At 63.0% G+C, this 13579-nt stretch carries 13 protein-coding genes; all 13 read right to left on the bottom strand.

Translation table 11 applies throughout. The features are described from left to right. Window positions 1–50: 50 nt before the first annotated feature. A complete protein-coding gene (guaA, locus tag ACZ9EJ_RS16775; RefSeq protein ID WP_046639731.1) occupies window positions 51–1628 on the bottom strand; it encodes a glutamine-hydrolyzing GMP synthase in 1578 nt (525 codons plus the stop codon). Window positions 1629–1689: 61 nt separating this feature from the next. Further along, on the bottom strand, window positions 1690–2343 hold the full coding sequence (locus ACZ9EJ_RS16770; RefSeq protein WP_046639732.1) for a 5'-methylthioadenosine/S-adenosylhomocysteine nucleosidase: 654 nt from the start codon (window positions 2341–2343) through the stop codon (window positions 1690–1692). After that, complete coding sequence (locus ACZ9EJ_RS16765) at window positions 2340–2789, bottom strand: PaaI family thioesterase (protein WP_046639733.1); 450 nt, start codon at window positions 2787–2789, stop codon at window positions 2340–2342. Before ACZ9EJ_RS16765 ends, ACZ9EJ_RS16770 begins: the two co-directional genes overlap by 4 nt. 72 nt (window positions 2790–2861) lie before the next feature. Beyond that, window positions 2862–3314 carry a TspO/MBR family protein gene (locus ACZ9EJ_RS16760; RefSeq protein ID WP_046639734.1) on the bottom strand — a complete coding sequence of 151 codons (453 nt, stop codon included), beginning with the start codon at window positions 3312–3314 and terminating at the stop codon, window positions 2862–2864. Window positions 3315–3351: 37 nt separating this feature from the next. After that, window positions 3352–4434: a DUF1513 domain-containing protein gene (locus ACZ9EJ_RS16755; protein WP_046639735.1), complete on the bottom strand. Its 1083-nt coding sequence runs from the start codon at window positions 4432–4434 to the stop codon at window positions 3352–3354. Between the two features lie 4 nt (window positions 4435–4438). Further along, a complete protein-coding gene (locus ACZ9EJ_RS16750; RefSeq protein WP_046639736.1) occupies window positions 4439–5542 on the bottom strand; it encodes an imelysin family protein in 1104 nt (367 codons plus the stop codon). Continuing rightward, window positions 5542–7011: a di-heme oxidoreductase family protein gene (locus tag ACZ9EJ_RS16745; protein WP_052764561.1), complete on the bottom strand. Its 1470-nt coding sequence runs from the start codon at window positions 7009–7011 to the stop codon at window positions 5542–5544. The genes ACZ9EJ_RS16750 and ACZ9EJ_RS16745 overlap by 1 nt, the downstream gene beginning before the upstream one ends. Before the next feature lie 120 nt (window positions 7012–7131). Beyond that, a complete protein-coding gene (locus tag ACZ9EJ_RS16740; protein ID WP_046639737.1) occupies window positions 7132–8409 on the bottom strand; it encodes an imelysin family protein in 1278 nt (425 codons plus the stop codon). A 133-nt stretch (window positions 8410–8542) separates the two neighbouring features. Next, window positions 8543–9832 carry an RsmB/NOP family class I SAM-dependent RNA methyltransferase gene (locus tag ACZ9EJ_RS16735; RefSeq protein WP_046627842.1) on the bottom strand — a complete coding sequence of 430 codons (1290 nt, stop codon included), beginning with the start codon at window positions 9830–9832 and terminating at the stop codon, window positions 8543–8545. Between the two features lie 97 nt (window positions 9833–9929). Beyond that, the gene (locus tag ACZ9EJ_RS16730; RefSeq protein ID WP_046639738.1) at window positions 9930–10340 is read right to left on the bottom strand and encodes a septal ring lytic transglycosylase RlpA family protein; all 411 of its coding nucleotides are present in this window, start codon (window positions 10338–10340) and stop codon (window positions 9930–9932) included. A 382-nt stretch (window positions 10341–10722) separates the two neighbouring features. After that, window positions 10723–11595 (bottom strand): SDR family oxidoreductase, encoded by an 873-nt coding sequence (locus ACZ9EJ_RS16725; RefSeq protein WP_046639842.1) that lies wholly within the window; start codon window positions 11593–11595, stop codon window positions 10723–10725. After that, on the bottom strand, window positions 11595–12770 hold the full coding sequence (gene queG / locus ACZ9EJ_RS16720) for a tRNA epoxyqueuosine(34) reductase QueG (RefSeq protein WP_046639739.1): 1176 nt from the start codon (window positions 12768–12770) through the stop codon (window positions 11595–11597). Before queG ends, ACZ9EJ_RS16725 begins: the two co-directional genes overlap by 1 nt. Then, the gene (locus tag ACZ9EJ_RS16715; RefSeq protein ID WP_037079594.1) at window positions 12751–13443 is read right to left on the bottom strand and encodes a glutathione S-transferase family protein; all 693 of its coding nucleotides are present in this window, start codon (window positions 13441–13443) and stop codon (window positions 12751–12753) included. Before ACZ9EJ_RS16715 ends, queG begins: the two co-directional genes overlap by 20 nt. Window positions 13444–13579 lie beyond the last annotated feature (136 nt).

Here is a 13579-nt window from a genome sequence, read left to right as displayed (position 1 = left end):
CCGCCTACACCACGACACAGTTTCCCGCAGTATGCGAAACTACGCTCCCGTCACTCCCACTCGATCGTGCCGGGCGGCTTGCTGGTCACGTCGTAGACGACGCGGTTGATGCCGCGGACTTCGTTGATGATGCGGGTGGCCGTGCGGCCGAGGAAGTTCATGTCGTAGGGATAGAAATCCGCGGTCATGCCGTCGACCGAGGTGACGGCGCGAAGCGCACAGACGAAGTCGTAGGTGCGGTAGTCGCCCATGACGCCGACCGTCTGCACCGGCAGGAGCACGGCGAATGCCTGCCAGATCGTGTCGTAGAGACCGGCCTTACGGATTTCGTCGAGATAGATCGCGTCCGCCTTGCGCAGGATGTCGAGCTTTTCGCGGGTGACGCCGCCGGGGCAGCGGATCGCGAGGCCCGGACCCGGGAAGGGATGGCGGCCGATGAAGCTTTCCGGCAGGCCGAGCTCGCGGCCGAGTGCCCGCACCTCGTCCTTGAACAGTTCGCGAAGCGGCTCGACCAGCTTCATGTTCATCCGCTCGGGCAGGCCGCCGACATTGTGGTGGCTCTTGATGGTGACCGAAGGCCCCCCGGAGAAGGAGACGCTTTCGATCACGTCCGGATAGAGCGTGCCCTGGGCGAGAAATGCCGGAGATCCCTTGCCGTCGGCGGCGATCTTGGCGGCTTCCGCCTCGAACACCTCGATGAACAGCCGGCCGATCGTCTTGCGCTTCACTTCCGGGTCGGTGACGCCCTCGAGCTGGCCGAGGAACAGATCGGAAGCGTCCACATGGACAAGCGGGATGTTGTAGTGGTCGCGGAACATGCCGACGACCTGCTCGGTCTCGCCCATCCGCATCAGGCCGTGGTCGACATAGATGCAGGTCAGCTGGTCGCCGACCGCCTCATGGATCAGCACGGCCGCGACGGAGGAATCGACGCCGCCGGAAAGGCCGCAGATCACCCGTTCCTTGCCGACCTGTTCGCGGATCTTGCGGATCATCTCGGCGCGATAGGCAGCCATCGTCCAGTCGGACTTCAGGCCGACGATCTTGTGCACGAAATTGGAGAGCAGCTTGGCGCCGTCGGGCGTGTGCACCACTTCCGGGTGGAACATGGTGGTGTAATAGTGCCGGCTCTCGTCGGCCGCGATCGCGAAAGGTGCGTTTTCCGAGGTCGCGATGACTTCGAAACCTTCGGGAAGCTGGGTGACGCGGTCGCCATGGCTCATCCAGACTGGATACCGGCCGCCGACCTCCCAGAAACCTTCAAACAGCGGGCTCTTGGCCTTGATCTCCACATCGGCGCGGCCGAATTCCGCTGCGTGCCCGCCTTCGACGACACCGCCGAGCTGGGTCGCGAGCGTCTGCTGGCCGTAACAGATGCCGAGGATCGGAACGCCGCTGTCGAACACCGCCTGTGGAGCGCGGGGGCTGCCTTCGGTGGTGACCGATGCCGGGCCGCCGGAGAAGATCACGCCCTTGGGCTTAAGCCTCTCGAACGCCGCGCCGGCGTTCTGGAAGGGGTGGATTTCGCAGTAGACGCCGGCTTCACGGATGCGACGCGCGATGAGCTGCGTCACCTGGCTGCCGAAATCGATGATGAGAATGCTGTCGGGATGAGCTATCTGGGTCATGCCGAGCCTTTAAAGAAACTTCCCCTTTCTGGCAACGGGGAATGAGGCGAAAATCGCGCGTTCAGAGCGCGATCGCGCCATCCTCCAGTCCCTCGAACAGGCTGTCGACCGCATCCGCCAGCTTCCGGTCGATCACATGCAGGTATTCGGTCCAGTCGCCGACATGCTTCAGCTCTTCCTTGCCGTCGGAAATGCCGCGCAGGCCGATCAGGGGCAGGCCGAAGAGCTGGCAGCAGCGCAGCACCGCGAATGTCTCCATATCGACCATGTCGGCGCCGACGAGATCGTAGGCGGCGCCTGAGACGATGTTGCCGCCGGTCGATAGCGAGGCTTCCCTGACGCCCGGGATGCGCAACGGGAGCGGAATGACCGCCGGATGGTCGAGGAAAGGCGTTCGGCCCTTTTCGAACCCGAGCGGCGAGGCGTCCATGTCGCGATAGGCAACTGACGAGGCCTGGTAGATTTCCGTCTGCTCAAGATTGCGGGACCCGGCGGAACCGAGCGAGACGACGAGATCGGGCAGATCGTCCGTCGCTTCGAGCCGGGTCAGCGCATGGGAAAGCACGACAGCGGCCTCCACAGGGCCGACGCCGGTCATCAGCGGCTTGATGCGGGATTTGAGCGCCGGGCCGTATTCGGCATCGACGGCCATCACGAAGAGAATGGATTTGCCGCCGGCGAGGCTAGGTTCGCCGAGCGGAAGTGAAGACGTCATCCCGTTATATCCTCTCGGCCGCGGATCACCATCATGGTGCCGGTCATGGAAGCAATGAGTTTGGCGGGGCCGTCGCCGATCGCATAGGCGCGGCCGTCGGCGACTATGATCGTCGAGCCCGGCTTGGTGATCTCACCGCGGAACAGGAAGCGTTCGCCGCGGCCGGGCGACATCAGGTTCACCTTGAATTCGATGGTGAGGATCGATGCTTCCGGTTCGATGACGGTATAGGCGGCATAACCGCAGGCGGCATCGAGCGCCGCGGAAATCACGCCGGCATGCAGGAAACCGTGCTGCTGGGTGAGCTTGATGTCGAAAGGCAGCTCGATCTCGACTATCGCCTGCTCGACGCGTGTCAGCTCGGCGCCGAGCATCGCCATCGCGCCCTGGCGGCCGAAGCTTTGGCGCACCCGCTCGCGGAAATCGCCCGTATCTTTCCCGTTCATGTCCCGTCCCTTTTCGCAGTTGCGAAATTGGCATGCCGGGAGATGTTCGGCAAGCCGTCCGATCGAGCGTGCCTAATTGAGGACGACGATCGACAGGTTGAGGAGCGTCGCGAAGGCGACCCAGAGCGCATAGGGCACGAAAAGCCAGGCGGCCCTGCGGTTTTCCCGCCAACTGGCGGCGATGAACAGCAGGATCGAGACCAGCAGCGGCACGATGACGACGAGGCCGAGAACAGGGCTCTGCAGTCCGAAGAAGGCCGGCGACCACAGAAGGTTGAGCGCGGCCTGGATGGCAAAGAGAATGAGGCGCCGGCCGTTGTTCTCGTCATACCATGTTTCGGAAAGGGCGACGCCGATCAGGACATAGAGGACCGTCCAGACCGGCGCGAAGATCCAGCCCGGCGGATTGAAGAAGGGTTTGTTGAGCGCCTGATACCATTCGCCCGGCTGGTTGCTTGCGCCGCTCAGGGCACCGAGTGCGACGCAGGCGACGATGAAGACGATCATAACGACGGTTTTGCTCATCCCGCCGCAACTAGGGCGCTCCGGCAGCCAGGAAAGGTCAACCCAGCCGGACGATGTGCTGATCCCAGGCGACCTTGCTGCGCGTCTCGTTGAACTGCCCGTCATAGGACGAAACGGCGATGCCATGAGCTGCGGGCGCGACGCCGGCAGCCTCGCGGACGGTTTCTTCCTTCACCACCGCCCCGGTTTTCGCGTCAAGCGTGACCGCGGCCCCGCCGACGGGCGAGGTGAGGCCGACGACGCCGTCACGGCGATTGACCGCGATAGCGCCGACATAATTGCCGAGCCGGACGGTCATTTCCTCCGGCAGCGAGACGAAGGACAGATCCTCGCCCTTGGAAAACCAGCCGGCAAGCGGCGGCAGGGCATTGCGCGCACCTTCCCATTGGCAGGCGAACCAGATGCGGCCGTTTTCCGCGATGTCGAGATGGCGGGTGGAGAGCTGCTTCAATGAGGGGGGCAGGCGGTGCCGCTGGATGAGCGCGCCGGTCTTCGCGTCGAGCAGAACCAGCGATGGTTCCATGCGATCGACATTGAGCTTGGTGCGGCCGAAATCCGGATGGGTCTCGATGCCGCCATTGGCGATGACCAGCAGCTTGCCGTCATCCGAGACGGTCATGTCATGGGTGCCGATGCCGTGGGCGTCGAACTCGCCGATGCGGCGGAATTTGTCGCGCGCATCGTAGACGCCGATCATGCCGCGTTTGCCATCGAAATCGTTTTCGCTGGCGTAAAGGAAGCGGCCGTCCGGCGAGAAATGGCCGTGACCGTAGAAATGCCGGCCTTCCGGCGAAGTGATCATAACCGGTTCGGCCTGCCGCGACGGGTCGAACACCATCGCGAACGTGCCCGGGCGGCGGGCGAAGGCGACGGTGCGACCGGTCGCAGTACTATAAGCCATGCCATGAGCGCGGGCGGGGAGGGCAACACGGTCGATAATCGCGCCGCGTTCCGAGACCGTGGCGACGCCGAAGGAGCCGTCCGGCGCGCGAAAGCCCGAGGCATAGACTGCGTCGGCCCGCTCGAGCGCCACCAGCGAGCGCGGCGAAAGGGCGGCGGTAAAGGCGATCCCCGCCGCCTTCAGGAAGCCTCGTCGATCGATGGCCACGCCGCGCCACATGGTCTTAGTCGCCGTCCGAGAAGGAGAAGCCGGAACTGAGGCCGATCGCCCCGCCATAACCATCGTTCAGCTTGGCGATGACGTCCTTGCCGTCCGCGAGCAGCGTATCGAGCTTCTTCCGCTCGGCGGCATTATCGACCGCCTTTTCGAGATCCGGCGTGATCTTGGCAGAAAGCTCGATCATCGACTTCAGCTGCGCCTGCGTGGCGGCAACGATCGGCCGGTCCTTCTCCTTCAGCAGTTCCACCATGCCGGATTTTTCGAGCAGGGTGGAAAGGCCTTCGAGATTGCCCTTGATGGTCGGCCAGGTGTTTTCCGAGCGCCAGAACAGTGCCTGTTTCGGGAATTTCGCCTTGTCGGAGCCCTTGTAGAAAGTCTCGATCCGCTGGTCGCGCACCGCTTCCGCACCATGCACGAGAATGCCGAGCAGTGCCGTGATCGCCTCGCCGCCGGTGCGGAAATTGAGGTTGTCAGGCCCCGGCTGCTCCCAAGCCTTCTGGATGCCGTCGGGCGCGTCCCAGATATCGGAAAGCTCCTTGGCGACATTGGCGATATTGCCGGCGATGGCCGCGCCGTAGCGGCAGCGGTAACTGTTCTTCGCCTTCAGAAGTTCGTCGGAACCGGTGCCGGCAAGAACATATTCGAGCGCGCCAAAACCCTGCATGGCGACGCTCTTGGTGCCGAGCGTGGCGGGGTCGGTGGCGGTCTCATCGACCTTGGAGAGGACGGACTGCACCTGCTTCAGTCCCGTGCTCTTGCGATCCGGGTAAAAGAGGATGCGCTCGAAGCGGTTCTGCTCGATGACGGGACCGACGCGGACCACTTCGATATGAGCCCAACTGACCGCCGCATCGCGGAAGGCACTTTTCGCGGCGTCGTATTTCGCCTTGGAGGGCGCCTCGCAGAGCGCCTTCATCGCGGTCGTCATGTTGCCCGCGGATTCGTGGAATGCGTCATAGCCAGGCCGGATAAACCCATCGACCGCAGCCGTCATCACCCTGGTGACGTCAGCCATCGGCAGATCCACGGATGGAGCGGCATCGCTCTCCTGCGCAAAGGCGGTGGCGGGAAGCAGCGAGACGAGTCCGGCAAAGAGAATCTTGCGCATCAGAGCGACTCCAGAAATTTGAGGAGGGCGGCACGGTCTTGTCTCGAGAGCGCGGCGAAGGCGTCGCGGGATTTCTGCGCTTCCCCGCCATGCCAGAGAACGGCTTCGGTGAGGTTTCGCGCCCGGCCGTCATGCAGGAAGAACGTATGGGCGTTGACGGTTTCGGTCAGCCCTATGCCCCAGAGCGGCTGGGTGCGCCATTCGTTGCCGCTCGCGACGCCCACCGGCTGGCCATCGGCCAGGCCTTCGCCCATGTCATGCAGCAGGAAATCCGAATAGGGCCAGATAAGCTGGAAGGCATGCGCCTTGTTGCCGGCATCACGGCTGGTCACGAATTTCGGCGTGTGACAGGCGGTGCAGCCGGCCTGGTAGAAAAGTTCCTTGCCCTTCAGAACTGTCTTGTCGCCGATATCGCGGCGGGCCGGCACCGCGAGGTTTTCGGAATAGAAGGTGACGAGCGGCAGAACCGGATCGGGTGCTTCGACCGGCCCCAGCCGCTGCTGCACGCCGGTCGGCATGGCGAGGCACGCAGCCTCCGCCTTCGTGCAGTCGCCGTGGTCGAACGGATTGTCGGGGGTCGAGATGCCGAGGTCGCCGGCAAAGGCGGACGAGCTCTGGTCGCGGACCGAGGCATTCTGCGCCTTGAAGCCGAAGCGGCCGAGCTTCAGTTCGCCGGTCTTGTGGTCGCGCACCATGGCCGGCTTGCCGGAAACCCCGTCGCCGTCCTTGTCGTCCGGGTCGGCCAGGCTAAGGATGTCGGCGTCGTGGATCGACTGGATGAGACCCATGCCGATCATCGGCGGAGCGATGCGCGGCGACAGCGTCACGTCGCCTTCCATCGCGCCGTAGCCGAGGTCGGCAACCGAATAGCTCGGCTTGCGCAGGTGGATGATTTCGCCGTCACCGAGCTTCACCGGGATTTCCTGGTAGGAAATCTGCATCCGGCCTTCGGAGGCGAGGCCGGACACTGCGAGGTCCTGCAACTGCTCGCCATAGATCGCGTCGGGAAAATTGAGCTTCCTGTAATCTGCGACCGCCTCGCGCTCCTCGTCGGTGCGCGCCGGACGAGCGAGACGGAAGAACATCGAGGTCGCGTCGGCACCGCCTTCGGGTGGATGGCCGCGGCCGTCCTTCAGGTGGCAGCTCTGACAGGCGCGGGCGTTGAAGAGCGGGCCGAGCCCGTCGGACGCCTGTGTCGAGGACGGCGCCGAGACCCAGAGCTTGGTGAACAGCGCATTGCCGAGCTTGAACGTCCCCTCTTCCTCGAAGGTGATGTTGGCGGAGAAATGCGAGAATGCATCGCCATTGACATCGGCGCGGCTGGTCGCGGCCCCGGCGGACATGGTCTCGAACGGCTCGGGCTTGGAGAAATCCGTCGTCGGGCGGGTAACGCTCTCGACGCGCTTCTGGTCCTTCGGATTGAGATCCGTGCGGACGGTCGGGAAAAGAGCATCGCCACCGATCGCCATCAGCGGCGTGAGAAGAAGAGCACCCGACAGTGCCGGCAACAGGAAGACGAAAGACCTGGGCGTTCTCATGGGAAATCGGGCCGCAGGCTGAAGGTCAGCCGCGGCCCGCCTTTTCATTGCTTATTTGAAGACGGCGTCAGGATTATCGAGGCTGTCGGAACCTTCAAGCTCTACTTTGCCAAGCTTCAGCGACGCAATGACGCGCTCGACGCTCTTGCTCTGGTCGATCAGGCCGTCGATCGCCTTCTGGACGACCGCATTGCCCTCTTTATTGCCTTCGCCGATCATCTGGTCATAGGCCTCGACCGTCTTTGCCCGGTCGGCCATGGCGTTCATGGCGGCGAGCGTCGCGTCGAGCTTGCCGAGCATTTCGGTGTCGAGCGACTTGTCGGTTGCCGCAACCAGTTCGGAGAGCGAAGGCCCGGTCATCTTGGTGCCGTCGACGCGGGTATATTCGCCCGTATAGGCCGACTTGATGCCGATCGCGTCGTTGAGATGCGAGTTGTAGGTGTTGTCGGAGAAGCAATCGTGCTCTTCTTCCGGATCGTGCAGCAGCAGGCCGAGTTTCATGCGCTCGCCGGCCAGTTCGCCATAGGAGAGCGAGCCCATGCCGGTCAGGATGGCGGTCAGGCCCTTCTTGGAATTGGCCTCGACGTTTTTGGTCGCCTTGCCCTTGGGGCCCCAGGCGGTGACCATGTCCTTGAGGTCGGAGACGAGCAGGGCGGACGCGGCCTTCAGGTAGTCTGCGCGGCGGTCGCAATGGCCGTTGGTGCAATTGGCCTTGTCGTAATCCGTATAGGAGCGCTTGCCGGCGCCCGGTCCGGTGCCGTTCAGGTCCTGGCCCCAGAGCAGGAATTCGATGACGTGGTAGCCGGTCGCGACGTTCGCCTCGATCTCGCCGGCCTCGTTGAGGCTGCGCAGCGTCTTGGCGTCGAACTTCGAGAGGTTGAGCGTCTTGCCGTTGACCTTGATCTTCGGGTTGGCGATGACATTGGCGGTATAGAGCGCGTTCTCGTCGCTCTCTGTGCCATAGGAGGCGTCGACATAGTCGATCAGACCTTCATCGAGCGGCCAGGCATTCACCTTGCCTTCCCAGTCGTCGACAATCGGATTGCCGAAACGATAGACTTCCGTCTGCTGGTAGGGAACGCGTGCGGCGAGCCAGGCGTCCTTGGCAGCCTTCAGCGTCTCTTCGCTGGGCTTGGCGATCAGCGCGCTGACGGCCTTGTGGAGGGCCTGCGCGGTCGTCAGCGAGTCCTCGTATTTCGCATGCGCCAGCTCGGCATAATGCTTGAGGACGGCGGCGGATGTGGTGGCGGCCTGCGCCTCAGTCACGACGAACGCCGCGGAGGCGGCGAAAAGCGCCAGGGCGGCGCCGAGAACGGTCTTTCGGATCATGTCCCTCTCCTTCACGGCTCGGATTTCCCCGGCCGTTCAAAGGGTTCATCGCGCAATTGGAAACTGGTGTCAAACTATCTAGTTTAGAATAGTTTAAAAAAGGAATTCGACTTCAACTTTCACCCCAGCGAACTCAAACTTTGCGTTGCATGCGGCAGAAAAAGAATCCGTCCGTATCGGTACTTGCGGGCGTCAACGTTACGGTCAGTGCATCCCTGGAGCGAGGCTGCGGCGCCTCTTTTCCGAAAATGTAGTCCCAGTGCTCGGCGGCAGGCACGATGGAGAATTCCGGGTTTTCGGCGCAGAAGCGCGAGACCTGGGCATCGTTCTCCTCCGGCAGGATGGAACAGGTGACATAGAGAAGTGCGCCGCCCGGCTTCACGAAGATGGCGGCTTCGGAAAGCGCCTCCTGCTGCTGGGCAATGCGCTCGTCGAGGTTCTTCGGGGTCAGCCGCCATTTGGTGTCCGGGCGGCGGCGCCAAGTGCCGGTGCCGGTGCACGGCGCATCGACCAGGACCGCGTCCAGCTTGCCTTTCAGCGCGTTGAGTTGGCGCGCGTCGTCATGGACCTGGACATTGCGGGTGCCGGCGCGGCGCAGCCGTTCGATGATCGGCGCCAGCCGCTTGCGGTCGGCGTCATAGGCGTGGATCTGGCCCTTGTTGTGCATCGCGGCCGCCATGGCGAGCGTCTTGCCGCCGCCGCCGGCACAATAATCGAGAACCTGGTCGTGTTCGCCCGGCTGCACGAGCTCGGCGACGATCTGCGAGCCTTCGTCCTGAACTTCGAACCAGCCTTTCTGGAACGAAAGCTCGGCGGTAACGTTCGGCAGGCGGGACGCTCCTTCACCAGCGGCAATCCGGATGCCGTTGCGGGCGATGCGTGAAGCCTTTGCGTTCGAGCGTTCCAACGCCTTGACGACCTTCTCGCGAGACGCCTTCAGCGTGTTGGCGCGCAGATCGAGGGTCGGGCGGCCGGCCAAGGCCTTGGCCTCGGCGAGCCAGTCCTCGCCGAAATTGGCTTCGAAGGAAGGCTGGATCCAGTCGGGTATGTCGCCCTGAACATGCAGGGGCGCATCCTCGAGATTGCGGGAGGCGAGCGACGAGAGGTTCGCCTCGGTCAGAGCCGGCGGCGCGAAGCGGTCGTCGGTAAACTCGGCCTGCAGTGCCTCGGGTGTGAGGCCCCATTGCCGGATGAGGACTGCGTAGGCGAGTGCGGCCGGGCTTTCGTCATCCATCAGCCAGGCATGCGACAGCCGCATGCGCAATGCGTCGTAGACAATGTTGCCGATTGCGGCCCGATCGCCGGAACCGGCGAAACGATGGGCAAGGCCCCAGTCCTTGAGCGCATCGGCGACAGGGCGCCTGCGCGTCTCGATATCGGCCAGCACCTCAATGGCTCCGGCAATTCGTCCGCCCAATCGCATGTCGCTCTCCGTCTCGGTTGCACCCGTGTGGCACGGGTCGTAACCGTGAACGCGCGATAGGGCAATAGGCCGGCCTAAACCGTCTCTCCGGTCAGCCTCAGCCTTCGATCGCTTTCAGGCCCTTGCCCGGGACCTTCTGATCGCTGGCGTCGACGATCTGGTAACAGACCTGGGCAGTGCCGGAACTGATCATGCCGATGTTCTTGGCCGCGGCCTTGGAAACGTCGATCACCCGGCCGCGGATGAATGGCCCGCGGTCGTTGATACGCACGACAACGCTTTTGCCGTTGCGCTTGTTCGTCACGACAACCTTGGTGCCGAATGGCAGCGTCCGGTGTGCCGCCGTCATCAGAGAGGGGTTCATTCTTTCCCCGGATGCGGTCTTGGAGCCGAGGGCATACCAGGATGCGTGACCGCATCCAGGCGCAGCATTGGCCTGCGCGGCGCCGAGTGTTGCAAAAGCAGCAATGGAGGCCGCGGCGAAAGTCGAGCGTCGAATTGTTGTCAAGTCGGTCGTCCCCGTTCGTTTTGTCCCTGCACGTTGCGTGCAAAATGGCTAAGCGGGGCGAAAAGTGGCGAAAAAGTGGGGTCTGCGATCACGGAACGTTACAGCCTGTAACATTTGTGATTAGATTACTGTCGATCTTTTTAAGAAGCCAGCTAAGCTTCTTCGGAAGAAAACCTTTAAAAACAGTCAGAAAGAGGAATGTAGTTTCAGAGAGACTCGCAAGGAGTTTGCGATCACGAAAACTGCAGAAAAAAATTTATCGTGATGCGGGGCCTATTGCCTCATTTGGGCAAATTTTGTGGCGCTCAGCCGTAAGGATTAAGAAATAATAACTAGATCAACCGATCAGGATGAAAATTCCAACCGTTTCAAAATGGGAATTTCAACCTCGCCAGCAGCCCGAAGTCCACATTTCGGCGAGCGACATCCGGTAGTTCGGGAAGCGGAACTCGAACCCGGCCGCGCGGATCTTGGCGTTCGAAACGCGCTTGTTGGCGCCATAGAAGGAGCGCGCCATCGGCGTCATGTCGGCAGTCTCGAAATCCTGTTCCGGCGGCGGCTCGACGCCCATCAGCCGTGCTGCTTCGACGATGACATCCTGCGGCGGACCGGGCTCGTCGTCGGTGACATTGTATAGGCCGCCCATATTGCCCTTCGCGAGGAAGAGCGCCGCCCCGCCGATGTCTTCGACGCGGATCCGGTTGAAGACCTGGTCTCTCTTTATAATGCGTCTCGCGGTGCCGCGTGCGAGATTGACGAAGGCGTTGCGGCCGGGCCCGTAGATGCCGGAGAGGCGCAGGCTCGCCACAGGCAGGCCGGCGGCCCGCCCTTCGGCGGCCCAGGCATCTTCCGTATCGACCCGTTCAATAGACCGGCCGTGGATCGGACTGCCCGGGGTCTCCTCGGTGACCCAGCCGCCGCCATGATCGCCATAGACGCCGACGGTCGAGAGATAACCCACCCATTCGAGCTTCGGGCAAAGCGCGCGCAGCCGTCCGGACATGAGCTTCAGCAGCGGATCGCCCTCGGCGCCGGGCGGGATCGACTGAACCAGATGCGTCGTTTCCCAAAGCTCTGTCAGCAGTTCCTCGCTGAACGGGCTGCCGTCGAACACGAAGGCCTTGATGTCACGGGCCGCGAGCTCCAGCGCCTTATGGGCCGTCCTGACCGTGCCGGAGACCCGGTGGCCCTGAGATTTGAAGGCCTCGGCGATCGCCTGGCCCGAATAGCCGCATCCGAAGATCATCACATTCATCAGGCCGCTCCCGCCAGTCGCCATTCTTCCCGCACGTCCGGATCGTCTTCCACACCGCGCGCCTCGGCAAACCGCGCGAAGTCGATATCCGTCATCAGGTGCTTCAAGGCCCATATAGCCATGCCACGCACCGCAGGCGAGGGATCGCCGGCAAGCTCGAGACATTGCCCGACGAGGCTGGCATCGCCGGAATTGCCGGCGGCGATCAGCACGTTGCGGATGAACCGATCCCGCCCGATGCGCTTGACCGGGGAGCCGCTGAAGAAGGTCCGAAAAGTCGCGTCGTCCAAGGTCAGCAGAAACGCGATCGACGGCTCCTTCAGGTCCTCGCGCGCCTGCAGCTTCATCTCGGAGGCGCTTGCCGCAAACTTGTTCCAGGGACAGGCGGCAAGACAGTCGTCGCAGCCATAGATGCGGTTGCCGATCAGAGGCCGGAATTCCGGGTCGATCGGGCCTTTGTGTTCGATCGTCAGGTATGAAATGCAGCGGCGGGCGTCGAGCCGATAGGGCGCCGGAAAGGCAGCCGTCGGACAGGCGTCGAGACAGGCCCGGCAGGAACCGCAATGGTCTGTTTCAGCCTCGTCGACGAAAAGGTCCGCCGTAGTGAACAGGCTGCCGAGGAACAGCCAGGAACCGTGGGTGCGGTTGACGAGATTGGTGTGCTTGCCCTGCCAGCCAAGCCCGGCCGCCTCCGCCAGCGGTTTTTCCATCACCGGTGCGGTATCGACGAAGACCTTCACGTCCTCGCCGGCGCGCGCCGCAAAGCGCGTCGCGATCTCCTTCAGCCGGCCCTTGATGACGTCGTGATAATCGCGGTTGCGCGCATAGACCGAGATCACCGCCTTGTCGTGCTTTTCGAGAATGCCGCGCGGGTCTTCGTCCGGCCCGTAGTTCAGCCCGAACATCACGATCGAACGCACTTGATCCCACAGGACCTTCGGCGCGGCGCGGCGCAGCCTCGTCTCCGCCATCCAGTCCATGCTGCCGTGATGGCCATCGGCCAGAAAGATTTCCAGCCGCTCCGGCGCCTGCGGAATGCTGTCCGGCCCTGTGATCCGGCAAAGATCGAAGCCCTGGGCCGCCGCTTCCTCGCGAATGAAGGCGGTCAGCTTCTCCCGCCGCCGAAGCGTCTTTTCTTCCTCCCGCGAGGTCGCGTCAGAAATCAAGGTCCGCATAATGGGATACCGGGGTGAGGCCGCGGATGCGTTCGGCAAGCATCGGCCGGAAGGAGGGGCGCGATTTCAGCCGCTGATACCAGTCCTTGGCAACCGGTGTCTCCGACCAGTCGATTTCTCCAAGATAGTCGAGGATCGAAATCGAGGCGGCGGCGGCAAGGTCGGCATAGCTCAGCCGGTCGCCCGCAAGCCAGGGCCGGGAGCCGGCAAGCCAGGAGAGGTATTTCATATGCTGGCGGATGTTGGCACGCGATGTGCGCAGCACCTTCGAGTCCGGCGCGCCGCCGCCCTGGGCGGTCGTCATCTGCAGCTTGTAGACCCGCTCCCGGGTCAGTGGCCGGGTGACATCCTGCTCCATCTTCTGCAGGAACCATTCCGTCAGGCGCCGGATCTCGGCGCGCTGCCACGGGTCTTCGGCCAGCAGCCGGCGGTCGCGCTTCAGCACGCCATGGGTTTCGTCGAGAAATTCCAGGAGCACGGAAGGGCCACAAAGCACTCTCATGCTGTCGTCGACATAGACCGGGAGCGTGCCCGCAGGATTGAGCGTCAGGAATTCCCGCCGCTTTTCCCAGGGCTGCTCCTCGACCAGATCCGCCTGGAAGCCATATTCGGCCAGAATCAGCCGGACGAACCGCGAGGCCGAAGACATGGAATGATGATAGAGCGTGGGCATGGATACTTGAACTTCACGAACTTCGTATAGGAGGGGCAGGGGCGCCTCGCGCGCCCGCCTGACATATGGCAGCTATATGGATTTGGTAGTCCCAAGACAAGCAATGGCTCATAAACTGCTTAAAACTGCCCTTATC

Source organism: Neorhizobium sp. USDA 3394, from assembly GCF_056280385.1.
Note: the sequence above shows the minus strand (reverse complement) of the source record. Positions and strands in the feature narration are given on the sequence as shown.